This is a genomic window from Leisingera sp. XS_AS12 (assembly GCF_041224635.1).
Classification (GTDB): Bacteria; Pseudomonadota; Alphaproteobacteria; order Rhodobacterales; family Rhodobacteraceae; genus Leisingera.
This window is the reverse complement of the sequence record NZ_JBGFGM010000045.1, coordinates 42,767-64,302: the sequence shown is the minus strand read 5'-3', so window position 1 is coordinate 64,302 and position 21,536 is coordinate 42,767. Positions and strand designations below refer to the sequence as shown.

At 60.1% G+C, this 21,536-nt stretch carries 19 protein-coding genes; 11 read left to right on the top strand and 8 right to left on the bottom strand.

Annotated features, from left to right (window positions below; all coding sequences use genetic code 11):
• Window positions 1-36: 36 nt before the first annotated feature.
• Window positions 37-693 carry an invasion associated locus B family protein gene (locus tag AB9K35_RS01460; protein WP_222453007.1) on the bottom strand — a complete coding sequence of 219 codons (657 nt, stop codon included), beginning with the start codon at window positions 691-693 and terminating at the stop codon, window positions 37-39.
• Window positions 694-1,228: 535 nt separating this feature from the next.
• On the opposite strand from AB9K35_RS01460, the gene AB9K35_RS01455 reads away from it, so the two are divergent.
• Window positions 1,229-2,773 (top strand): helicase HerA-like domain-containing protein, encoded by a 1,545-nt coding sequence (locus AB9K35_RS01455; protein ID WP_369924130.1) that lies wholly within the window; start codon window positions 1,229-1,231, stop codon window positions 2,771-2,773.
• A 107-nt stretch (window positions 2,774-2,880) separates the two neighbouring features.
• On the opposite strand, the gene AB9K35_RS01450 is transcribed toward AB9K35_RS01455, so the two are convergent.
• From AB9K35_RS01450 to AB9K35_RS01430, 5 genes are all read right to left on the bottom strand, one after another.
• On the bottom strand, window positions 2,881-4,203 hold the full coding sequence (locus AB9K35_RS01450; RefSeq protein ID WP_369924129.1) for a branched-chain amino acid ABC transporter permease: 1,323 nt from the start codon (window positions 4,201-4,203) through the stop codon (window positions 2,881-2,883).
• Complete coding sequence (locus AB9K35_RS01445; RefSeq protein ID WP_369924128.1) at window positions 4,200-5,210, bottom strand: branched-chain amino acid ABC transporter permease; 1,011 nt, start codon at window positions 5,208-5,210, stop codon at window positions 4,200-4,202. The genes AB9K35_RS01450 and AB9K35_RS01445 overlap by 4 nt, the downstream gene beginning before the upstream one ends.
• A gap of 3 nt (window positions 5,211-5,213) precedes the next feature.
• Complete coding sequence (locus tag AB9K35_RS01440; RefSeq protein WP_369924126.1) at window positions 5,214-5,927, bottom strand: ABC transporter ATP-binding protein; 714 nt, start codon at window positions 5,925-5,927, stop codon at window positions 5,214-5,216.
• Window positions 5,928-6,014: 87 nt separating this feature from the next.
• On the bottom strand, window positions 6,015-6,797 hold the full coding sequence (locus AB9K35_RS01435) for an ABC transporter ATP-binding protein (RefSeq protein ID WP_369924125.1): 783 nt from the start codon (window positions 6,795-6,797) through the stop codon (window positions 6,015-6,017).
• A 95-nt stretch (window positions 6,798-6,892) separates the two neighbouring features.
• Entirely contained in the window at window positions 6,893-8,086 is a 1,194-nt protein-coding gene (locus AB9K35_RS01430) for an ABC transporter substrate-binding protein (protein ID WP_222453013.1), read from the bottom strand.
• A gap of 187 nt (window positions 8,087-8,273) precedes the next feature.
• Here AB9K35_RS01430 and AB9K35_RS01425 point away from each other — a divergent pair, with 187 nt between their 5' ends.
• Window positions 8,274-9,377, top strand: coding sequence for a PQQ-dependent sugar dehydrogenase (locus AB9K35_RS01425; RefSeq protein WP_369924124.1), 1,104 nt, complete (start codon window positions 8,274-8,276; stop codon window positions 9,375-9,377).
• A 6-nt stretch (window positions 9,378-9,383) separates the two neighbouring features.
• Here the strand turns inward: AB9K35_RS01425 and AB9K35_RS01420 are convergent, their stop codons facing one another.
• A complete protein-coding gene (locus AB9K35_RS01420; protein WP_369924123.1) occupies window positions 9,384-10,394 on the bottom strand; it encodes a GlxA family transcriptional regulator in 1,011 nt (336 codons plus the stop codon).
• Between the two features lie 180 nt (window positions 10,395-10,574).
• Here AB9K35_RS01420 and AB9K35_RS01415 point away from each other — a divergent pair, with 180 nt between their 5' ends.
• Window positions 10,575-11,945, top strand: coding sequence for a class II 3-deoxy-7-phosphoheptulonate synthase (locus AB9K35_RS01415; RefSeq protein ID WP_222453016.1), 1,371 nt, complete (start codon window positions 10,575-10,577; stop codon window positions 11,943-11,945).
• Between the two features lie 279 nt (window positions 11,946-12,224).
• Here the strand turns inward: AB9K35_RS01415 and AB9K35_RS01410 are convergent, their stop codons facing one another.
• Window positions 12,225-13,058, bottom strand: a complete 834-nt coding sequence (locus tag AB9K35_RS01410; protein WP_369924122.1) for a PAS domain-containing protein — start codon at window positions 13,056-13,058, stop codon at window positions 12,225-12,227.
• 244 nt (window positions 13,059-13,302) lie between these two features.
• Between AB9K35_RS01410 and AB9K35_RS01405 the strand changes: the two genes are divergently transcribed.
• The 8 genes from AB9K35_RS01405 to pstB all read left to right on the top strand — a co-directional run bounded on the left by AB9K35_RS01405 (window position 13,303) and on the right by pstB (window position 21,522).
• Complete coding sequence (locus tag AB9K35_RS01405) at window positions 13,303-14,199, top strand: YicC/YloC family endoribonuclease (protein WP_369924121.1); 897 nt, start codon at window positions 13,303-13,305, stop codon at window positions 14,197-14,199.
• Window positions 14,200-14,216: 17 nt separating this feature from the next.
• Window positions 14,217-14,858 carry a guanylate kinase gene (gene gmk, locus AB9K35_RS01400; protein WP_222453019.1) on the top strand — a complete coding sequence of 214 codons (642 nt, stop codon included), beginning with the start codon at window positions 14,217-14,219 and terminating at the stop codon, window positions 14,856-14,858.
• Window positions 14,855-15,376, top strand: a complete 522-nt coding sequence (locus AB9K35_RS01395; RefSeq protein WP_369924120.1) for a gamma carbonic anhydrase family protein — start codon at window positions 14,855-14,857, stop codon at window positions 15,374-15,376. The genes gmk and AB9K35_RS01395 overlap by 4 nt, the downstream gene beginning before the upstream one ends.
• Before the next feature lie 95 nt (window positions 15,377-15,471).
• Window positions 15,472-16,512 carry an ATP-binding protein gene (locus tag AB9K35_RS01390; RefSeq protein ID WP_369924119.1) on the top strand — a complete coding sequence of 347 codons (1,041 nt, stop codon included), beginning with the start codon at window positions 15,472-15,474 and terminating at the stop codon, window positions 16,510-16,512.
• Window positions 16,513-16,726: 214 nt separating this feature from the next.
• Window positions 16,727-17,767 (top strand): substrate-binding domain-containing protein, encoded by a 1,041-nt coding sequence (locus tag AB9K35_RS01385; protein ID WP_222453022.1) that lies wholly within the window; start codon window positions 16,727-16,729, stop codon window positions 17,765-17,767.
• Between the two features lie 108 nt (window positions 17,768-17,875).
• On the top strand, window positions 17,876-19,348 hold the full coding sequence (gene pstC / locus AB9K35_RS01380; RefSeq protein ID WP_369924118.1) for a phosphate ABC transporter permease subunit PstC: 1,473 nt from the start codon (window positions 17,876-17,878) through the stop codon (window positions 19,346-19,348).
• Window positions 19,348-20,712: a phosphate ABC transporter permease PstA gene (pstA, locus tag AB9K35_RS01375; RefSeq protein WP_222453024.1), complete on the top strand. Its 1,365-nt coding sequence runs from the start codon at window positions 19,348-19,350 to the stop codon at window positions 20,710-20,712. The genes pstC and pstA overlap by 1 nt, the downstream gene beginning before the upstream one ends.
• A 12-nt stretch (window positions 20,713-20,724) precedes the next feature.
• A complete protein-coding gene (gene pstB, locus AB9K35_RS01370) occupies window positions 20,725-21,522 on the top strand; it encodes a phosphate ABC transporter ATP-binding protein PstB (RefSeq protein WP_369924117.1) in 798 nt (265 codons plus the stop codon).
• Window positions 21,523-21,536: the final 14 nt, after the last annotated feature.

Below are 21,536 nucleotides of genomic sequence, written 5' to 3'. Positions count from 1 at the left end.
AGGCGCGGCGTTTGAATTTGAAACTTGTGGTCGCGTTTACTGCTTGACCACATCCACCACATTGTAGCCGGCGGTGAACCCCTTCAGGGACAGATCCATTTCCACGACCTGGTCGGGGGCCGGGGCGGGGCGCAGAGACAGGACTGCTTTCTGGCCCTTCTTGAACGCATCGATATCGCCCTGGGTCAGCCCAATCTGTGCCACGCAGCCCATCGGGTTGCAGAAGGAGTAGTTGTAGCGCTTGGCAGGCGCACCATCGACCGAAATGGTCAAGGCTGCCGGCAGCAGGGTCTCGAGAGGGACGATGACCGTGGCACCGGCGACGGCCTGACCGCCTTCCTGTTCGATGCGGAACAGCGAGACTTCGGCAATCGGGTTGCCTTCGGGTCCGGTCAGAATTTGCAGCAGTGAGCAGGGGTCGGTTTCGCCCTCGGTCTTGACGCAGGCAAGCTCCCAGTCGCCGTGGGTCTCCTTGGAGTAGCGCTGACCCAATTTCGGGCCATCCTCTACCGGCTGACCGAGATCCAGAAGGTTGTCGGCAGTGGAACCGCTCTGTTCTCCCTGTTCGGTCTGTGCGTTCTGCTCTGTGCTGTCCTGCGCTTCGGTCGCATCGCTTGCGGCTTCTTGCGCGGCGAGCGGAGCTGCCATGGCAAGAACGGCTGCCAGCGTGATCGGGGTCAGGGACTTCAACATGAATGCCTCTTTTTTCTAAGGACGCTAACGATGCGTTTAACACGCTCCCCGGCAGGTGTCAGGTCAATATGGGACAGCAAAGGAGGATTTCCGCCGAAGCCTCCTGAGGGCGAAGCTGCTGTCAGGTAACAAAAAAGGGAACCCAATGGCCCCCTTTTTCGTGTGTGCGTCTCCCCGTCGGACTGGCCGACTTAGTTATTGAGTAGGACGTTACGAAAGCGCTGAGCGCCGGTCAACACGCAAGTTCAAAAAAATCAGAAACCGACAGGGTTTGAGAGACAACTCTTCCGATATAGTAATTTTCAACACGAAGACCAGTCGTGATTGCCTAAAAAGAAGGCCGTGCACGAAGCACGGCCAGTCTGACAGGGAGGAAATGTCCGCTCCGGCAATCGCGTCCTCCGGAAACGGTCCTGTTCACTATGGCACCAAAAGGTTAACGCTGTATTATTATCCACAGGCGTTAAGGCCCAGGCGGCGCAGGACATTTGACAGCTCACCGAAACAGGTGAGGGCAACAGGATTGGAACACGCTATGGCGGAATCGATTTTTTTGGGTGGCGGGGGCGAAGACTATAGTGCGCCGCAATCATTGGCTTTGAAGTATGCCAACCGCCACGGGCTGATTGCCGGGGCAACCGGCACTGGCAAGACCGTCACGCTGCAGATCCTTGCTGAAGGATTTTCCAACGCGGGCGTTCCGGTCATCCTGGCCGATGTGAAGGGAGATCTCTCTGGCTTGGCGAAATCTGGCAGCCCCCAGCACAAGTTGCACGGGGCCTTTGGCGAGCGGGCGGCCAAGATCGGCTTTCCTGACTACAGCTATCATGCCTGCCCGGTGACGTTCTGGGATCTTTACGGCGAACAGGGCCATCCGGTCCGTACGACCGTTGCCGAAATGGGGCCATTGCTGTTGTCGCGTTTGCTTGAGCTGAGCGAAGCGCAGGAAGGGATTTTGAATATCGCGTTCAGACTGGCGGACGAGCAGGGATTGCCGCTTCTGGATCTGAAGGATCTGCAAGCGCTGCTGGTTTGGATCGGAGAAAATCGCGATAAGTTGTCGTTGCGCTACGGCAATGTTTCGACGTCCTCCATCGGGGCAATTCAGCGTCGTCTTCTGGTCTTGGAAAACCAGGGCGGCACCCGCCTGTTCGGCGAGCCGGCGCTGGAGCTGAGCGATCTTATGCGCTGTGATGCGGACGGGCGGGGGATGGTCAATATCTTGGCCGCGGATCGGCTGATGGCTGCACCCGGGTTATATGCGACGTTTCTGCTTTGGTTGCTGAGCGAGCTGTTTGAGGAACTTCCGGAGGTTGGCGATCCCGAGAAGCCGCGGTTGGTCTTTTTCTTTGACGAAGCCCACCTGTTGTTCGAGGACGCGCCAAAGGCGCTGATCGACAAGGTGGAACAGGTGGCCCGACTGATCCGTTCCAAGGGCGTTGGCATCTACTTCATCACTCAGAACCCGGCCGACGTGCCCGAAGACATCCTGGGGCAGCTCGGCAACCGCATTCAGCATGCACTGCGCGCCTTTACCGCGCGAGACCGCAAGAACCTGCGACTTGCAGCGGAAACCTACCGGGAGAACCCGCGCTTCTCGACCGAGGATGCAATCCGCGAAGTCGGCGTGGGCGAGGCGGTTACCTCGATGCTGCAAAAGAAGGGGGTTCCGGGCGTTGTCGAACGAACGCTTATTCGTCCGCCCAGTTCCCAGCTGGGCCCGATAACCGCGCAGGAACGGGCCGCTTTCCTGCAGGCCTCTGATATGGAGGGAAAATATGACGCGCTTAAAGATCGCCGTTCGGCGTATGAGATCCTCGCCCAGCGGGCCGAAGTTGCCGCCAAGGCTGCAGAGGAGGCCGAGACCGCCGCGGAAGAGGCGGATGAACCGATGTCGCGGGAATTCAACGCAGCCCGACGCTACAGTGGTACAAGGGTCAGCCGGTCCACGGCCCGCCCCCAACGCCAAAAGGAGACGTTTTCGTCGGCTATGTCGCAGGCTGTGATCAAGGAGCTGAAAGGAACCACCGGGCGCCGCATCGTGCGGGGCATCCTGGGAAGCCTTTTCAAGGGGCGCTGACGTTCGGCGCCTATTCACCCGCCCAGCGCTGGCGCGGATACAGAACCCACAAAAGAGAAACGCCGCCCGGATCTGTCCGCGCGGCGTTTGTTGTTACTTCTTTGTTGTTACTTCTCAGGGATCAGTCCTCGGGGACTGAACCTGAGGACAAGCAGCAATATCAAGCCCATCGTCAGCAGACGCATATGGGAAGCGCTTTCTAGCAGATGCGCCTTCAGTGGGCTGCCATCGGCCATGCCGGAGGTGATCGCTTCGATCAGCAGAAGGCCCATCGGTTCCACCTTGATCCAGAAGAACCAGATCAGCATGCCGCCCAGAACCGCGCCAAAGTTGTTGCCGGAACCACCAACGATCACCATCACCCAGATCAGGAAGGTGAAGCGCAGCGGGTTGTAGGTGCCCGGCGTCAGCTGGCTGTCAAGGGTGGTCATCATGGCCCCGGCTAGGCCGCAGATTGCCGAACCCAGCACGAAGATCTGCAAGTGACGACGGGTGACATCCTTGCCCATCGCCTCGGCGGCGACTTCATTGTCGCGAATTGCACGCATCATCCGGCCCCAGGGACTCTTGAGAGCCATCTGGGCCATCCAGAGCAGCACAAGCAGGACCACCGTGAACATGACTGCGTAACCGGCCTTGACGTAGATGGTCGAGGCTACCACGGGGTCAAGTCCGAGCCCGGTCGCCTTCTCGACAAAGGAGGGGTCGTTCTGCAGGTCCACTTCATAGGGCAGTGGGCGCGGCAGGCCCACGACGTTCTTCACGCCGCGCGACAGCCAGTCTTCGTTCTTCAGTACCGCAATGATGATTTCCGCGATGCCCAGCGTTGCAATCGCGAGGTAGTCCGACCGCAGCCCCAAGGCGGTTTTGCCAATCAGCCAGGCGGCACCTGCGGCCAACAGTCCACCTGCGGGCCAGGCCAGAAGCACCGGCAGGCCGAGGCCGCCAATATTGCCCTGAAGCGCCGGGTTGATTTCTTCGATGGCACTTACGGCCGGGTCAAAAATTGCCCGGTAGACGAAAAAGCCCGCGGTCAGAACAACGGTAAGCACCAGTGCTCTCGGTTTGCCCGTCGGCATGACCTTGGTGATCATCACGGCGGCGGCAATGGTCAGTGCGCCCAACACCAGCGCGGTGACGATACCGAAGCCGCCTGCGGTCCAGGCTTCAGGAATAACGGGCGTCGCGGTGAGGACCACCGCCAGACCGCCCAGCGCGGTAAAGCCCATGATGCCGACGTTGAACAGGCCGGCAAAGCCCCATTGGATGTTCACACCAATCGCCATGATGGCCGAGATCAGCCCCATGTTCAGGATTACCAGCGCCGAGTTCCACGAGCCGGAGAAAAACAGGGCGTCCGTCGCCCCCTCCAGCAGGATCAACACGCCAACAAGCGCAAACAGCAGTGTATGTTTCAGGGTTTCACTCATACTGCTTTTCCCTTGAAGAGGCCGGTAGGCTTGAACAGAAGGACGACGATCAGGATCGCGAAGGAAACCGCGAACTTGTAATCGGTGCTCAGGAGTTGGACCAACCCATCAGGCGCCAGATGATCCGGCAGCACGTAGGTCAGAACCTTCTTCCAGGCATATGTGATCGTGACCTCCGAAAACGCGATGATGAAGCCGCCGGCAATCGCGCCCAGCGGGCTGCCAAGACCGCCCACGATGGCTGCGGCAAAGATGGGCAGCAGCAGTTGGAAATAGGTGAAGGGCTTGAACGACTTGTCGAGCCCGTAGAGCACGCCGGCGATGGTCGCCAGAGCTGCGACGATCATCCAGGTGTACATCACCACCCGCTCCGGGTTGATGCCGGACAGCAGCGCCAGATCCTCGTTATCGGAGTAGGCGCGCATGGATTTTCCGGTTCGGGTCTTGTTCAGGAACCAGAACAGCAGCGCCACCACGATCACGGCGGTGATCACGGTGATGCCTTGGGTGGTCTTGATCGCCAGCCCTTCATCCAGTCCGGTCATTTCCTTGAAGGCGCGCGCCTTGATGATGAACCGTTCGCCGTCGGCAAACCGCTGATCGCCGGGGCCGATGATGAAACGCACAAGTCCGTTCATCATGAACATGACGCCCAATGACACCATGACGAAAATCACCGGCTTGGCTTTCTGCTGGCGATAGAACCGATAGACGGTCCTGTCTGTAAACAGCATCAGGCCGATGGTGCCGAGAATGCCAAACGGCAGTGCGAGCAGGGCTGTGGGCAATACGCCAAAGGTGATGCCCATTGCCTGGAACCCCCAGGTCACCAGGATGGTCAGCATCGCACCAAAGGCCATGGTGTCGCCATGGGCAAAGTTGGAAAACCGCAGGATCCCGTAGATCAACGTGACCCCGAGCGCCCCCAGCGCGAGCTGGCTGCCATAGGCCAGGCCGGGAACGATGACGAAATTGGTAAGCGCCACTAGGGCGTTAAGAAGGTCCATACCTCAGCCCCCCAGGAAGGATTTGCGCACTTCCGGATCTTCCAGAAGTTCTTTGCCGGTGCCGGTATAGGCGTTGCGCCCCTGCACCAGCACATAGCCCTTGTCAGCGATCTCAAGCGCTTGCTTGGCGTTCTGTTCAACCATCAGGATCGGCAGCCCGGTGCGGGCGACTTCGATGATCCGGTCGAACAGTTCATCCATCACGATGGGCGAGACGCCTGCGGTCGGTTCGTCCAGCATCAGCACCTTGGGCTTGGTCATCAGCGCGCGGCCTACGGCCACCTGCTGGCGCTGGCCGCCGGAGAGCTCGCCGGCCGGCTGGTTGCGCTTGTCGCGCAAGATCGGGAACAGGTCATAGACTTGCTCCATCGTGTCCCGGAAATCATCGGTACGAATAAAGGCACCCATTTCCAGGTTTTCTTCCACCGTCATCGACGTGAAGATATTGCTGGTCTGCGGCACGAACCCCATGCCCTTGACCACCCGGTCCTGCGGCGACAGGGTAGTGATATCCTCGCCGTCAAGTCGCACGGCGCCCGAGCGCACGTTCAGCATCCCGAACACGGCCTTCATCGCGGTCGATTTGCCTGCCCCGTTCGGGCCGACGATCACGGCGATTTCGCCTGGGTTCACGGCGATGGTGCACTCATGCAGGATGTCCGGCCCCTTGCCGTAACCGCCTGTCATGGTGTCGCCGATCAGAAACGGTTCAGACATCTCCCGCCCCTTTCATCTTTCTGAAAATACTCCGGGGGAGCCGCGAAGCGGCGGGGGCAGAGCCCCAACTTACGTTTGCTCCGGCCATCATGCTTCCAGTTTGTCTTTGTTCTTCAGGCCGGTGCCCAGATAGGCCTCGATTACCTGCTCGTTTGCCTTGATCTCGTCCAGCGTGCCCTCGGCCAGCTTCTTGCCCTCGGCCATGCAGATCACCGGGTCGCACAGACGGCCGATGAATTCCATGTCGTGCTCGATCACCACGAAGGTATAGCCGCGCTCCTCGTTCAGGCGCTTGATGGCATCGGCAATGGTGTACAGCAGCGTGCGGTTCACGCCGGCCCCGACCTCGTCGAGGAAGACGATCTTAGCGTCCACCATCATCGTGCGGCCCAGTTCCAGGAGCTTCTTCTGGCCACCGGACACCTGGCCTGCCTTGAGGTCGGCAATGTGGCTGATGGTCAGAAACTCCAGCACCTCATCTGCTTTGGCACGCAAGGCGCGCTCCTCGTCGGCAATCCGCTTGCGTCCGAACCAGGTGTTCCAAAGGCTTTCGCCGGACTGCGCGCCCGGAACCATCATCAGGTTCTCGCGGCAGGTCATCGAGGAAAACTCATGCGCGATCTGAAAGGTGCGCAACAATCCCTTGTGGAACAGCTCATGCGGCGGCAGGCCGGTGATGTCCTCACCGTCCATGGTGACCCGGCCGGATGTTGGTTCGAGTACGCCTGCTATGACGTTGAAAAGTGTGGTCTTTCCGGCACCATTCGGGCCGATCAGACCAGTTATGGACCCCTTGGCGATTTCCAGCGAGGCGCCGTCCACCGCGTGGAACCCGCCGAAGTGCTTGTGCAAGTCCTCGACGACGATCATGTCATTCATCCCCTACCGCGTTTTCGCGGCTTTCAATTTGGAACAGCCCGGGCGTAACCCGGGCTGATCGTTCTTCGTTGATTGTCAACAGCTTATCAGCGGAAGCGCAGGGTTTCGTTCTTACCGTCGCGAACTTCGATTTCGCGGTAAGATCCAGCGCTTTCACCCGGGCCGATCAGCTCAACACCAGTGGCGCCCTGATAATCGATCTCGCCGCCGTTGGCGAGGATCTCCAGCGCCTTGCCCAGTTCGCCGGGGTTGATCGGCTCACCGGGGGCGTTGGCCACATCAAGGATCTTGCCAACATAGTCGGACGGTTCGGTGGAGTTTGCAGCCTGCATGGCCAGCAGGAGCAGCGCAGCCGCGTCATAGGATTCCGACGAATAGGCCGAAGTGCCGTCAAAGCCGACTTCCTTTGCCATCTCGGCAAAGATTTCAGCACCCTTGCTGTCGGAACCGGCGATCTGACCGAAAGAACCGTCCAGATCGGGACCGATATTCTTGGGCAGGGATTCACCGATCATGCCGTCGGGCAGACCGAAGGTGTCAAAGGCACCGCTGTCCAGCGCTCCCTGGATGATGCCGAGACCGCCCTGATCCAGGTAGCCCGCAACAACCAGAACATCACCGCCGGCAGACGCCAGGGCGCCGACTTCGGCGGAGTAGTCGCCTTTGCCATCCTCATGCGCGGTCACGATGGTGACGGTGCCACCCGCGGCTTCGAACGCCGACTGGATCGAGTCCGCCAGACCTTTGCCGTAGTCGTTGTTGGTGTAGGTCAGCGCGATCGACTCGACGCCGCGATCCTTCAGGATTTCCGCCATGATCTCGCCCTGACGTGCGTCAGACGGGGTGGTGCGGAAAAACAGGCCGTTGTCTTCCATCGAGGTCAAGCCGGGAGAGCTTGCCGAGGGAGAGATCATCACCATGCCGTTGGGCAGTGCAACGTTCTGAAGCACGGCGCCGGTCACGCCGGAGCAGTCACCGCCGATGATGCCGCTCACACCTTCAGCCAGCAGTTTTTCAGCGTTGGCGGTCGCAAGGCCGTTATCGATGCAGCCGGTATCCGCCCGCACGGGGGTTACCTTTGCACCATCCAGGAGCTTGCCGGATTCGGTGACTTCTTCCATCGCCATTTCGGCGCCTTGCGCCATGGACGGCGTCAGCGATTCGATGGGCCCGGTAAAGCCGAACAGAACGCCCAGTTTCACTTCCTTGGCGTGGCCATCGGCAAACGCGGTGCCTGCGGTCAATGCGGCAGCGGCCGTGGCCATCAGCAGCTTTTTCATTTGAGTACTCCCTCATCTTGGAACAAAATGTTCACATCGGACCCTAGGCATGCCGGAAAAAAAAGAAAAGTCTTATTGACCGGCTTCATAGTCCCAAGATCGTCCTTGGTGCGCTGGCCCTCCGTCAGTTCCCCTGAGACAGCGCCGCTTGGCTCTACAGCGGAAACGTCAGAAGGAAAAGTTGGAAATGCGTCAAAAAGCGGCATTCATGGCGATCTTACTGGTGTTTCTGGCTTTTTTCAGGGGCGTTCAGGCGGAGACACTGCCGAGCAGTCTTGGCCCGCTCAAAGTCACGCGGGTTGCCGAGGGTTTTGATGTCCCCTGGGCGATCGCGTTCCTGCCCCAAGGTGGGTTTCTCGTTTCGGAACGGGATGGTCAGCTCTGGGTGGTCAGGACTGGTCAGACGCAGGCCGTAAAAGGGATCCCCAAGGTTGCCGCCGAAGGGCAGGGCGGTCTTCTCGACGTGATGGTGCCAAGGGATTTTTCGGACAGCCGCGAAATCTTCCTCACCTACAGCAAGAGACAGGGGCGCGGACTTGGCACGGCCTTGGCGGTTGGACGGCTCAGCGCCGACTACACGCGGCTGACAGAGGTGCGGCAGCTTTTCGAGGCAGCGCCGGGTGCCACGGGTGGACGCCACTTTGGGGCGCGCGTTGTGGAAGCGCCCGACGGGCATCTGTTCGTGTCCCTGGGGGAGCGGGGTGACCGGCCCAGCGCCCAGAACCTTCGTTTGCATCAGGGCTCCGTCGTGCGCATCGCGCGGGATGGATCTGTTCCGGCGGGAAATCCATTTGCCGCCCGCGACGATGCCCAGCCGGAAATCTGGTCCTATGGCCATCGAAACCCGCAGGGAATGGCGTTGGACTTGCAGGGTAACCTATGGGTTGTGGAACATGGCGCGCGGGGTGGGGACGAGGTGAACCGCATCCGTCGGGGCGCTAATTACGGCTGGCCTGTGATTTCTTACGGCCGTCACTACTCGGGGCGCAAAATCGGCGAAGGAACCGAGAAGCCCGGCATGGAGCAGCCCGAATGGTATTGGGATCCGTCCATCGCGCCATCGGGCATGATGATATACTCGGGAACGATGTGGCCGCAGTGGCGCGGCGACATCTTCGTGGGGTCGCTGAAGTTTGATTACATCTCGCGCCTTTCAGGGGCCCCTCTGAAAGAGGTGGAACAACTGAAAAGCGGGCAGACAGGTCGCATTCGCGACGTCCAGGAGGCGCCAGACGGTAGCATCTGGTTCGCTTCCGAGACCGAAGGGGCCGTGTTTCGCCTCTCCCGCTGAGGGGTATCAGCCTTTCTGCGCTGCTGCCGCGGCCTTGCTGCCCCGCTCCCGGTACGGGGTCGTGTCGTAGTGAGCGCGGTAGCATTTCGAGAAATGCGACGGCGAGGCAAAGCCACAGGCGAGCGCCACGTTGATCACGCTCATGTCCGTCTGCATGAGCAGGTTACGGGCCTTCTGCAACCGCAGTTCCATGTAGTAGCGTTTGGGCGAGCGGTTGAGGTAACGACGGAAAAGACGTTCCAGCTGCCGGGTGGACATTCCGACATCCTGCGCAAGGATCGACGGGCTGATCGGCTCCTCGATATTGGCTTCCATCATCTGAATGACCTGGGACAGTTTGGGATGACGCACGCCGATGCGGGTCGGAATTGACAGGCGCTGCGTGTCCTGGTCGGTGCGGATCGAGGAATAGATCAGCTGGTCCGCCACCGCATTCGCCAGATCTTCCCCGTGGTCATTCGCAATGAGCTTGAGCATCAGGTCAATCGAGGAGGTTCCGCCGGCCGTCGACAGCCGGTTGCCGTCGATTACGAAGACGGACTTGCTGAGTTCGACTTCGTCAAACTCCTCCGCGAAACTGTCGGCATTTTCCCAGTGGATGGTCGCGCGTTTTCCGTCCAGCAACCCGGCCTTGGCGAGGACGTAGGACGCTGTGCACAAGCCGCCGATGGTCAGCCCCTTGCGCGCCTCGCGGCGCAACCAGGACAGCAGTTTCTTGCTCGTTGCATCCTGCACGTCGATGCCGGAGCAAAGAATCATCACGTCGTCGCGATGCAGCTCTGAAAGGTCGCTATCGAGGCTGAAAGTCGTTCCCGCAGAACATGTTACGGTGTCGCCTCCTTCGCCGATCAGGGTCCAGGAATACGCCTCGCCACCGGCCATGCGGTTGGCAATACGAAGACATTCCACTGCGGAGGCATAAGAAAGCATGGTGAATTTATCGAGAAGCACGAAGACAAACCGCTTGGGCTGGTCACAATCGTGTCTGGAATCAGCAGGCTTGCGTTGCGTCTGCATGGCGAGCGTCCTTCAAGAAACAAGTAGGGCCGCGGTGTGACGCCGCGGCAGGTCGGAAGACCGTGCTCACAGCTTGTTGTTCGGGTCAAGTCTCGGCAATTCTAAACTGGTCAGCCGGCCGCGGATTTCGTATAGATGCCCCCCAATATACATTTAGGTCCTCTTCAGCGGAGTAAAGTCATGAGCGAATGGCAAAAAACGGGCTGGCGCCAGAAACCGCGGGTGCAGATGCCGGACTATACGGATGCGGCGGCGCTGTCCGCAGTCGAGGCCCAGCTTGCCAACTTTCCGCCGCTGGTATTTGCAGGCGAGGCACGTCGGCTCAAACAGCACTTGGCGGCCGCAGGCCGCGGCGAGGCATTCCTTCTGCAGGGCGGTGATTGTGCCGAAAGCTTTGACCAGTTCAGCGCTGACGCCATTCGCGACACCTTCAAGGTGATGCTTCAGATGGCGATGGTGCTCACCTATGGCGCCAAGGTGCCGGTGATCAAGGTGGGCCGCATGGCGGGGCAGTTCGCCAAGCCGCGCAGTGCGCCGACCGAGACCATTAATGGCGTGGAGCTGCCCAGCTACCGCGGGGACATCATCAATGACCTCGCTTTCACGCCCGAGGCGCGCACTCCGAACCCGCAGAAGATGCTGCAGGCCTATACGCAGGCCGCGGCCACGGTAAACCTGTTGCGGGCCTTCTCGACCGGCGGTTTTGCCGACATGAGCCGGGTCCATGCCTGGACGTTGGGTTTCACCGATGAACAGGAAGTGCAGAAATACAGCGAGATCGCGAGCCGCATCCAGGATTCCATTGATTTCATGCGCGCGGCCGGCATCAACGCCGAAACCACCCATGAGTTCTCCAGCGTCGAATTCTACACCAGTCATGAAGGGCTGCTGCTGGAATACGAAGAAGCGCTCACCCGGCTCGATTCCACGTCCGGAAAATGGTTGGCCGGCTCCGGTCACATGATCTGGATTGGCGATCGGACCCGACAGCCGGACGGTGCCCATGTGGAATTCTGCCGCGGCGTCCTGAACCCGATCGGTCTGAAATGTGGCCCGACCACCACCGCCGAGGATCTGAAGGTTCTGATGGCCAAGCTGAACCCGGAGAATGAAGAGGGTAAACTGACGTTGATCGCCCGCTTCGGGGCAGGCAAGGCGGGCGAGCATCTGCCGCGATTGATCAAAGCCGTTCAGGAGGAAGGTGCCAATGTGACGTGGGTATGCGATCCCATGCACGGCAACACGATCAAGTCTTCCACCGGCTACAAGACGCGTCCGTTTGACAGCGTGCTGCGCGAAGTTCGGGACTTCTTTGGCGTGCACAGTGCCGAGGGTACAATTCCGGGTGGCGTGCACTTTGAGATGACCGGTCAGGACGTTACCGAATGCACGGGCGGCGTCCGTGCGGTGACCGAAGAAGACCTCAGCGACCGTTATCACACGGCTTGCGATCCGCGTCTGAACGCCAGCCAGTCTCTGGAGCTTGCCTTCCTCGTGGCCGAGGAACTGTCGAGCCTGCGCGCCACCCAGAAGGCGCGGCAGGCCGGATGACGGCGGGCGCGATGTCCGCCGCGTCCTACCGGATGTGGCGGGACATGCAGCCGACAAAGGATTGAAGAAAAAAAGCGCCCCGTGGACAGATCCGCGGGGCGCAGTACGTTTCAAGTGCTATGACCGTAGACTTGAAAATCAAATTGAATACCGAAAGGAACGTCAAATCGCCCACGTCCCGGTTCGGCGTTGCCGATCTAGTGGTTCAGACGATTTCGGTGTTTGGCGCTTCGGGGTGTCGACTTGGTTCGCCACCCCGAGCGGATCACAAGGTTTGTGTCAATCGCGGCTGACAACCAGCCGAAGATGCGGGGCTTTCTTGGAAGGGCGCCCTTGAGCGTCAGCGTCGGCCTCAGCAGTGGGTGCCGGTGACCGGCGGCTGCGTTCCAGTAGCGCCTTGGCTTCGTCAAGGATCGAGCGTTCATGCTTGAAACGGGCCTGGACCTCTTCGAAGCCTTCGTTCGGGCTGTTGATATCCGCTGGTTGCCGCTCGCCCTCGGTCCGCGATTTTGCCTTGAATTCCGGCGATGCGGTCTCCGCAGAAGCGTCGGTAACGGCGCGCATTTCAATGGATGTGATGGAAAAACGCTGGGATGTGACCGTGGCGCCTTCGTCGGCGACCAGAACACCCAGGACCCGGCTGATGTCCCCCAGATCGCTGCGCAGCGGCAGCAACAGCATCCGTGCACTCCGCGGAGTGCGCAGGCGGGGGGCTTCGATCTGAAGGCCCAGCTCAACAATGGCGGGCGTTTCGAACATGTGCTCCATCGCCGAGCTGAGCTGTTTGCGCGCATCGGTGGTAAAGAAGGCGGTAGCGGGCATACCGCGCACTTCCATGCCGGCCAATTCGTTCACGAAGGTGCCCGCCAGGCGAAACCGTGCAATTCCGGGGGCAATCCGTTCCAGGATGAAAGTATTGCTGAGGATGTTTTCCAAGCCACGCGGGTCAATCTGCGAGCGGCTTGGGACGTCGTCGCCTCGGCGCAGCGCGGTCCAATAGGCCTCGGCCTGGCGCAGGGGCGAAAGCGGCCCACCCTTGCGGAAACGGTTCATCGATACAACCTTTTTGCGGTTGCCGTCTGTCTTTGTTCCACTGCGGCTGCCAAACGTCATTTCATTATCCTCTTGAACCCGGTCACTTCCTTTGCCCCCCGGCAGCTCAGGTGCTGCGTTAAGACTTAGGGCCGGCTTGGTTACCCTGAAGTTAAGATGACACAATATAAATCAAATTTGGACTAATTCTTTAAGCAATGGTTAACGCGCGCTGGTTTAGGGGAATTGCCTTTGATCTTGCGCCTGTGCGTGCCAAGGAAGTAGACCGGTCCAACCGCGAGACAACACACGAGGGCTCAGTCCAATGACTATCCGAAGCATGACCGCTTTCGCGTCCGCCCAAGGCAGCCTCGGGCCGCACAGCTGGACGTGGGAGCTTCGCTCTGTCAATGCCAAGGGGTTGGATCTGCGGCTCCGGGTGCCAGATTGGCTTGAGGGGCTGGAAGCCCATGTACGCAAAGTTCTGAGCCAGTCGCTGGCCAGAGGCAATGTTTCCCTGACGCTTCGCGTGTCCCGGACGGATGATGGCGCCGGTGAGGTGCAAGTCAACGCAGCCTTGCTCCAATCAGTGGTGCGAGCCTTGGCAGAGGCCGAGGATATCGCGAAGCAGAACCAGCTGAATTTGGGCCCGACAACGGCGGCGGATCTGTTGGGGTTTCGCGGCGTTCTGGAGCAGGCGGCGGGTGAGGACGATCCCGCGCCCCTGGTTGCGCAGATGCAAACCGAGCTGGCCGACTTGGTCAAAGCGTTCATCGGCATGCGCGAAGGTGAGGGGGAAGCTCTTGCCCAAATCCTCAACGCCCAACTGGCGCAGGTCCAGGACCTGACCGAGCGTGCGGGGGCCGAGGCAGAGGATCGCAAGCTCCGTTTTGCCGAGACGATGAAGACCAACCTGGCACGCGTCATGGACAATGCAGAGGGCGCCGATCCGGACCGTGTCGCGCAGGAGCTGGCGTTGATCGCGGTCAAGGCGGATGTGACGGAAGAACTGGACAGGTTGAATGCCCATGTCGCGGCGGCACGGGAACTCCTCCAGAAGGGGGGCGCGGTGGGTCGCCGTCTCGATTTCCTGATGCAGGAATTCAATCGTGAGGCAAATACCCTGTGCTCGAAGGCGCAGCACAGCGGCTTGACGGCGGTTGGGCTGGAGTTGAAAACCGTGATCGACCAGATGCGCGAACAGGTGCAGAATATCGAATAGACATAAGGAGTGCCAAAATGGCGGATCGCCGTGGCCTTTTGATCATCCTCTCCTCTCCCTCGGGAGCGGGCAAATCTACCTTGGCCCGGCGTTTGATGGCCTGGGATCCGGGGTTGAAGTTCTCAGTCTCGGCGACGACGCGGGCGCCCCGACCCGGTGAGGAACACGGGCGCGAATATTACTTCCTGTCGGAAGACGAGTTCAAACAGCAGGTTGCCAAAGGCGAAATGTTGGAACATGCGCATGTCTTCGGCAACTTCTACGGCTCGCCTGCCGGCCCGGTCCGTGACACCATCGAGGCGGGGCAGGACGTTTTGTTCGACGTTGATTGGCAGGGGGAAATTCAGATCCGCAATTCGGATCTTGGCAAGCATGCGCTATCCATCTTCATTCTTCCGCCCTCCATCACGGAACTGCGCCGTCGGCTGGAAACGCGTGCGCAAGACAGCGATGAGGTGATCTCCAAGCGGATGATGAAAAGCTGGGACGAGATCAGCCATTGGGGATACTATGACTATGTGCTGATCAACGACGATCTCGATGAAACCGAGGCAAAGCTGAAAACCATCGTCGAGGCGGAACGCATGCGCCGCATCCAGCAGCCCAGATTGCAGGATCACGTACGTGCGCTGCAAACACAGTTCGAGGAACAGTCATGACGCTTTATGCCTTGGGAGATGACCGCCCGCAGTTACATGAAGACACCTGGGTGGCCCCGGACGCCAATCTGGTTGGCAAGGTGGTGCTGGAAGCCGGCGCCTCTGTCTGGTTCGGCGTCACCATTCGGGCGGACCACGAGGAAATCCGCATCTGCGAAGGCAGCAACGTTCAGGAAAACGTGGTGATGCATATCGACGCCGGCTATCCCCTCACGGTTGGTCGCAACTGTACCATCGGGCACAAGGCGATGCTGCATGGGTGCACCATCGGTGAAAACACGCTGGTGGGCATGGGAGCGACAATCCTGAATGGCGCGAAGATCGGCAGGAATTGTCTGATCGGGGCAGGTGCGCTGATTACCGAGAACAAGGAGATTCCCGACAACTCGCTGGTCATGGGCAGCCCCGGTAAAGTGGTGAGGGAGGTTGATCAGGCCTTGGCCGAGAAGCTCACTCAAAGTGCTTTGCATTATCAGGACAACATGCGGCGGTTTCGTGATGAATTGCGTCCCCTCTAGCATGTCCAAGCGCCTGCGCGCGGGCTGAACTGCGTTGCCATACCAGTTTTACATGGCAGCGCTAATCAGACCGGACCTTCACTTCCGGGGATCCGATGACACCTGAAATCATAGATGGCTTTCTGGCAGCAATCCCGCATCCGGCGGTTCTGGTTGACCAGACCGAGCGCTTTATTGCCGTGAACGCAGAGGCTTGCGCCCTGTTGGGTGGTGACGTCAAGGGGCGGCACTTTGCCACCATTCTGCGCCAGCCCAGCGTCGCGACGGCTATCGAAAACTGCCTGCGTGACCGGGCTCCGCGCAAGGCGCGCCACCTGTCGAATGACGGGGCGCAAGACACGACGTTTACCGTCAACCTGCGCTATGTGCCCCAGGTCGGTGCGGTGAATGGCGGCGCGGTGCTGATCTGTTTCGAGGACATCACCGAGCGCGAGCAAGCGGCCCAGATGCGGCGCGACTTCGTGGCGAATGTCAGCCATGAGCTGCGCACACCGTTGACGGCACTGATCGGATTCATCGAGACGCTCCAGGGGCCTGCGCGTGACGACAGCGCAGCCCGTGACCGTTTCCTGGAGATCATGGAGGGTGAAGCCAGTCGGATGAATCGGCTGGTCGGGGACCTGTTGTCCTTGAACAGGGTGGAGAGCGAAGAGCGGGTCAGACCCAAGGCCCAGGTTGATCTTGCATCCCACCTCAGTTCCACCCTGAAGACACTTGCGCCGGTCGCCAAGGCAGGCGGCGTAGACCTGGAGCTGGAGACACCGGAAATCTGTCCGCCGATCACAGGTGACCCTGACCAGCTTCAACAGGTCTTCACCAACCTGGTCGAAAACGCGATCAAGTATGGAGGCGACCGGGTTCGGGTCGCGCTGAGTTTTTCCGACAGAGATCCGGCGGTTCGTGCTCCGGCTGCGCGCGTGCAGGTCATTGATAACGGGCCTGGAATTGACCCCGTTCACTTGCCGCGGCTGACCGAGCGCTTCTATCGCGCCGACAGTCATCGATCGCGGGAAAAGGGCGGCACGGGCTTGGGGCTCGCGATTGTGAAACACATCATCAATCGCCATCGCGGACGGCTGCGAGTTGAAAGCGAACTTGGGCGGGGCGCCACTTTCACGGTCATCCTTCCGCGATAAGGTCCTCGGTTCCGCCAGTGTGAGGCGCGGGGGCGTCATCCGGCTGGCGGCTGTTGTCTGCCTGCCATGGGTTCATGTCAGTTTTTTTTCCTCTCGCGGCGGCTTTGTCATGTTACTGTTACATAGCCGTCACAAAAGCCTCATCAGCGGCTCTTAGGAGAGACGACAAGATCATCGTGGGGGTGATCGAACTTTGAAACTCATGGAGACACAGATGTCCTTTGTGAAACTGACCGCATCCACCCTGGCAATTGCCGCCGTATCCGCCACTGCCGCCGCTGCGCGCGACCAGGTTCAGGTTGCCGGTTCGTCCACCGTTCTGCCTTATGCCTCGATCGTGGCTGAAGCCTTCGGCGAGAACTTCGACTTCCCGACTCCGGTTGTGGAATCCGGCGGCTCCTCCGCGGGTCTCAAGCGGTTCTGCGAAGGCGTGGGCGAGAACACCATCGACGTCGCCAATGCCTCGCGCAAGATCAAGGACAAGGAAATCGCCGCCTGTGCCGAAAACGGCGTGACCGACATCATCGAGGTCCGCATCGGCTATGACGGCATCGTGTTTGCCTCCGACATCAACGCGAATGCCTTCGAATACACCCCGACTGACTGGTTCCTGGCGCTGTCCGACAAGGTGCTGGTCGACGGTCAGCTGGTCGACAACCCGAACCAGACCTGGGCCGATGTAAACCCGAACTTCCCGGCCGTGGACATCCAGGCGTTCGTTCCGGGCACCAAGCACGGCACTCGTGAAGTGTTCGAAGACAAGGTGATCCTGGCAGGCTGCGAAGCCACCGGTGCTTTTGACGCCTTCAAGGAAGCCAACGGCGGCGACAAGAAAGCAGCCGAGAAAGCCTGTATCGCCCTGCGCACCGACGGTAAATCCGTCGACATCGACGGCGACTACACCGAGACCCTGGCCCGGATCGAATCCAACAAGGATGGCGTCGGCGTCTTCGGGCTCGCGTTCTACGAAAACAACACCGACAAGCTGCAGGTTGCCACCATGTCCGGTGTCGTTCCCTCGACCGAGAGCATCGCAACCGGCGAGTACCCGGTCTCCCGTCCGCTGTTCTTCTACGTGAAGAAAGCGCACATCGGTGTTATCCCGGGTCTGAAGGAATATGCTGAGTTCTTCGTCTCCGATGAAGTTGCCGGCCCCGATGGTCCGCTGGCCGAGTACGGCCTGGTTGCCGACCCGGAACTGGCCGAAACCCAGGAAGCAGTCGCTGAAGAAGCAGTCATGGGTGGAAACTCCTGATCCTGCCTCCCGACTGAACCAGTGATGCCGGGGCGGGATTGACCGTCCCGGCGTTTTCCTCTGTACGGCACTGTTTCGCCTTTCCGCTACTACCCAACGGAGCCCTCCATGCCCACGATCTGGCTTGTCGTTCTTCTGCTTGCACTGGCCGCAGCAGGGTTTTACTGGGGGCGCGCTCGCGCGCTCAGCAGTGCAGGGGGGGATGCCAGAGAGCTGCATTCCCTGCCGTCGTACTATGGTTACCATGTTGCCTTGGCGTCGTTCGTGCCTGCGATCACCGTTCTGGTGGTCTGGCTGCTGGCGCAGCCCCTGGTGATTGAGAACCGCGTCTCCTCCCTCATTCCGGCCGAAGCCGTGCCGGAAAGTTCAACGCTTGGCCTGGTGATGAGCGACGTCCGACGGGTTGCCGAGGGTCTTGATATCGCGGTGGAGCAGGGGATGCTGTCGCGCAAGGAAGCGCGCGACATGGATACCGGCACCCAGAATGTGCGGGCCCTTTTGGGTGAGGTTGGTGTTGCAGTCGGTGAGGACGTGCGCCCGGAAATTCTTTCGGCCGCGCAGGCGTTCCGCAATCTGGCTGCAACCGGCAAGACCGCCATGACCGTCGTCGTCGCGCTCTTGGCGCTTGGCGGTTTTGCATGGGCCTATGCCCGCACGCACAAAGATTTCCGGGCCAGGAATGTTGTCGAGCGCGGCGTGTTGGCGCTTCTTGTTCTCGCGGCCTCGCTGGCGATCCTGACCACCGTTGGCATCGTTCTCTCGATGCTGTTCGAGACGCGCAACTTCTTCACGCTTCATAGCTGGACCGACTTTTTCTTCGGCTTGACCTGGGCTCCCAACTTTCGCGGGGACAGCGAGCTGTCGATCCTGCCGCTTCTGTGGGGCACGCTGTACATTTCCTTTATCGCACTGATGGTGGCCGTACCGGTGGGGCTGTTCGCGGCCATCTACTTGTCCGAATATGCCAGCGGCGCTGTGCGTGCCTTCGCCAAGCCGCTGCTTGAAATCCTGGCTGGTATCCCGACCATCGTCTACGGTCTGTTCGCCCTGCTGACCGTTGGTCCCGCCTTGGTGGACCTGTTCGGCAAGGGTGGCCTTCTCGGGGTTGAGTGGATGGCAGGCGCGACCTCGGTGCTGACCGCAGGTCTGGTGATGGGCGTGATGCTGATCCCGTTCGTTTCCTCGCTGTCCGATGACATCATCAATGCCGTGCCGCAGGCCATGCGCGACGGCTCGCTGGGGCTGGGTGCGACAAAATCCGAAACCGTCCGTCAGGTGGTCATGCCTGCGGCCCTGCCCGGAATCGTTGGTGCGATCTTGCTGGCGGCCTCGCGGGCGATTGGCGAAACCATGATCGTGGTGATGGGCGCTGGTGCCATTGCCAAGTTCTCGGCCAATCCGCTGGAATCGATGACCACGATCACAACCCGGATCGTCAGCCAGCTGACCGGCGATACGGACTTCGCCAGCCCTGAAACCCTTGTTGCCTTTGCCCTTGGGCTCAGTCTTTTCGTGCTGACCCTCGGCCTGAACGTCCTGGCGCTCTACATCGTGCGCAAATACCGGGAGCAGTACGACTAATGACTGACTTCAGCCACTCCACTCCTTCTGCCGCAACCGAACCGCGCAAGCATGGCGGTTCGCTGCTGGCGCAGACCGCGCGCACCCGTAAGCGCAACGCCGCCGAAAAGCGCTTCCGCGCTTATGGGATCGCCGCCATTGCTGCCGGTCTGGCAATGCTGCTGGTGCTGGTCGTGACCATCGTCAGCAAAGGCACCGGTGCCTTTCAACAGACTTTCGTGACCCTGAATGTCGAGCTGCTGGAGAGCAAGCTGGACAAGAACGGCAATCGCGATCTGGACGACATCAAGAAGGTCACCACCTTCGGGTATGCGCCGATCATCAAGGGCGCCATGGAGGCCGCGGTCGAGGAACTGGGCATTGAAACCGACCTCAAGTCCAAGGAACTGGCGGGTATCCTGTCCAAGAACGCCGCAGCACAACTGCGCGAATACGTGATCGCCAACCCCGATCAGATCGGCGAGACGGTCGAATTTCGCTTCCTCGCGTCCAGCCGGGTAGATGGGTATTTGAAAGGGCGCGTGCACCGCGACAGCATCGCCAACGACAAGAACATCTCCCCGGAACAGCTTGACCTCGTTGATGAATTGGCCGCTGCAGGTGTCCTGAAGAAGACCTTCAACATGGACTTTATCACAGGCGCAGATGCTTCTGATGCCCGCCCTGAAGCGGCCGGCATGGGCGTGTCTATGCTGGGTTCGCTGTTCATGATGTTCGTGGTGCTGGCCCTGGCGTTGCCGATCGGCGTTGCCGCCTCGATCTATCTTGAGGAATTCGCGCCGCAGAATTGGCTCACCGACATGATCGAGGTGAACATCGCCAATCTCGCTGCCGTGCCGTCCATCGTGTTTGGTATTCTCGGCCTTGCGGTCTTTATCAACTACATGCACCTGCCGACTTCGGCGCCCTTGGTGGGTGGTCTGGTGCTGACGCTGATGACCTTGCCGACCATCATTATCTCGACCCGCGCTTCGCTGAAAGCCGTTCCGCCGTCGATCCGCGATGCTGCACTGGGTGTTGGCGCATCGAAAATGCAGGCGGTGTTCCACCACGTTCTGCCGCTGGCCGCGCCCGGCATCCTGACCGGCACCATCATCGGCCTGGCGCAGGCCTTGGGTGAGACCGCCCCGCTGCTGTTGATCGGCATGGTCGGTTTCATCGCCTCTAACGCGCCGGAGAGCCTGGCCGACGGGCTTCTGGCACCGAACTCGGCGATGCCCGCGCAGATTTACGAATGGGCCAAACGCGCCGATCCGGCCTTCTATGAGCGCGCCTGGGGCGGGATCATCATCCTTCTCATCTTCCTGGTGACCATGAACACGCTTGCCGTGATCCTGCGCCGCCGCTTTGAACGCCGCTGGTAAGGGGGCATACTCATGAACGACATGACCTTGATGGATAGTACCGTGGATACACAGCCAACCAAAATCGCTGCGAAGAATGTCAACGTCTATTACGGAGACAGCCACGCGATCAAAGACGTCAACGTGGAGATCGAAGACAAAACGGTCACTGCCTTCATTGGGCCGTCGGGTTGCGGCAAGTCCACGTTCCTGCGGTGCCTGAACCGGATGAACGATACCATCGACATCTGCCGGGTAAAGGGCGACATCCTGCTGGATGGTGAGGACATCTACGACAAACGCGTTGACCCGGTGCAACTGCGCGCCAAGGTCGGCATGGTATTCCAGAAGCCGAACCCGTTTCCCAAGTCCATCTATGATAACGTGGCATATGGTCCCCGTATCCATGGTCTGGCGAAGAACAAGGCGGAACTTGATGAAATCGTTGAAAAATCACTTCGCCGCGGTGCGATTTGGGATGAGGTGAAGGACCGCCTCGACGCTCCCGGCACCGGCCTGTCTGGCGGCCAGCAGCAGCGCCTCTGTATCGCCCGAGCGGTGGCCACCGAACCCGAAGTGCTGCTGATGGATGAGCCTTGCTCGGCGCTGGATCCCATCGCCACGGCCCAGGTTGAAGAGCTGATCGACGAGCTGCGCGCCAGTTACTCGGTCGTGATCGTCACGCACTCGATGCAGCAGGCTGCGCGGGTCAGCCAGAAGACCGCGTTCTTCCACCTTGGGAACCTGGTTGAATTTGGTCCTACCGGGCAGATTTTCACCAACCCCGAGGATCCGCGCACCGAAAGCTACATCACCGGCCGGATCGGCTGATTTCAAGGAATTTC

What these genes read in the sequence shown, in the direction of transcription:
- AB9K35_RS01460 (WP_222453007.1), bottom strand. Translation starts at nt 693, where the DNA reads ATGTTGAAGTCCCTGACCCCGATCACGCTGGCAGCCGTTCTTGCCATG.
- AB9K35_RS01455 (WP_369924130.1), top strand. Translation starts at nt 1,229, where the DNA reads ATGGCGGAATCGATTTTTTTGGGTGGCGGGGGCGAAGACTATAGTGCG.
- AB9K35_RS01450 (WP_369924129.1), bottom strand. Translation starts at nt 4,203, where the DNA reads ATGAGTGAAACCCTGAAACATACACTGCTGTTTGCGCTTGTTGGCGTG.
- AB9K35_RS01445 (WP_369924128.1), bottom strand. Translation starts at nt 5,210, where the DNA reads ATGGACCTTCTTAACGCCCTAGTGGCGCTTACCAATTTCGTCATCGTT.
- AB9K35_RS01440 (WP_369924126.1), bottom strand. Translation starts at nt 5,927, where the DNA reads ATGTCTGAACCGTTTCTGATCGGCGACACCATGACAGGCGGTTACGGC.
- AB9K35_RS01435 (WP_369924125.1), bottom strand. Translation starts at nt 6,797, where the DNA reads ATGATCGTCGTCGAGGACTTGCACAAGCACTTCGGCGGGTTCCACGCG.
- AB9K35_RS01430 (WP_222453013.1), bottom strand. Translation starts at nt 8,086, where the DNA reads ATGAAAAAGCTGCTGATGGCCACGGCCGCTGCCGCATTGACCGCAGGC.
- AB9K35_RS01425 (WP_369924124.1), top strand. Translation starts at nt 8,274, where the DNA reads ATGCGTCAAAAAGCGGCATTCATGGCGATCTTACTGGTGTTTCTGGCT.
- AB9K35_RS01420 (WP_369924123.1), bottom strand. Translation starts at nt 10,394, where the DNA reads ATGCAGACGCAACGCAAGCCTGCTGATTCCAGACACGATTGTGACCAG.
- AB9K35_RS01415 (WP_222453016.1), top strand. Translation starts at nt 10,575, where the DNA reads ATGAGCGAATGGCAAAAAACGGGCTGGCGCCAGAAACCGCGGGTGCAG.
- AB9K35_RS01410 (WP_369924122.1), bottom strand. Translation starts at nt 13,058, where the DNA reads ATGACGTTTGGCAGCCGCAGTGGAACAAAGACAGACGGCAACCGCAAA.
- AB9K35_RS01405 (WP_369924121.1), top strand. Translation starts at nt 13,303, where the DNA reads ATGACTATCCGAAGCATGACCGCTTTCGCGTCCGCCCAAGGCAGCCTC.
- gmk (WP_222453019.1), top strand. Translation starts at nt 14,217, where the DNA reads ATGGCGGATCGCCGTGGCCTTTTGATCATCCTCTCCTCTCCCTCGGGA.
- AB9K35_RS01395 (WP_369924120.1), top strand. Translation starts at nt 14,855, where the DNA reads ATGACGCTTTATGCCTTGGGAGATGACCGCCCGCAGTTACATGAAGAC.
- AB9K35_RS01390 (WP_369924119.1), top strand. Translation starts at nt 15,472, where the DNA reads ATGACACCTGAAATCATAGATGGCTTTCTGGCAGCAATCCCGCATCCG.
- AB9K35_RS01385 (WP_222453022.1), top strand. Translation starts at nt 16,727, where the DNA reads ATGTCCTTTGTGAAACTGACCGCATCCACCCTGGCAATTGCCGCCGTA.
- pstC (WP_369924118.1), top strand. Translation starts at nt 17,876, where the DNA reads ATGCCCACGATCTGGCTTGTCGTTCTTCTGCTTGCACTGGCCGCAGCA.
- pstA (WP_222453024.1), top strand. Translation starts at nt 19,348, where the DNA reads ATGACTGACTTCAGCCACTCCACTCCTTCTGCCGCAACCGAACCGCGC.
- pstB (WP_369924117.1), top strand. Translation starts at nt 20,725, where the DNA reads ATGAACGACATGACCTTGATGGATAGTACCGTGGATACACAGCCAACC.